This window comes from Pseudoalteromonas sp. SIMBA_162, from assembly GCF_046535955.1.
Taxonomy (GTDB): domain Bacteria; phylum Pseudomonadota; class Gammaproteobacteria; order Enterobacterales; family Alteromonadaceae; genus Pseudoalteromonas; species Pseudoalteromonas marina.
In genome coordinates this window covers 1-231 of sequence record NZ_JAWJBQ010001335.1, presented here as the reverse complement: position 1 = coordinate 231, position 231 = coordinate 1, and the positions used below count along the sequence as shown (strand labels likewise).

The following is a 231-nucleotide window of genomic DNA, read 5'->3' as shown; positions in this document are numbered from 1 at the left end:
CCAGCGGGGCTGGCACCAGGCGTTCACCGATGCCTTCGGCCCAGGCGGCGAAGCCACGCACGAACACCGGCACATCCGCGCCGAGCGACAGGCCGAGCTCGGCGAGGGCGTCTTCGCCAAGCTCGAGCCCCCAGAGTCTGTCCAGCGCCAGCAGGGTCGTGGCGGCGTCGCTGCTGCCGCCCCCCAGGCCGCCACCCATCGGCAGCACTTTCTCCAGCGTGATATCGACAC

General features: G+C 71.4%; 1 pseudogene. It reads right to left on the bottom strand.

The features are described 5' to 3' along the window. Positions 1 to 231: pseudogene (locus R0J88_RS23975) on the bottom strand (4-(cytidine 5'-diphospho)-2-C-methyl-D-erythritol kinase); the annotation flags it as partial.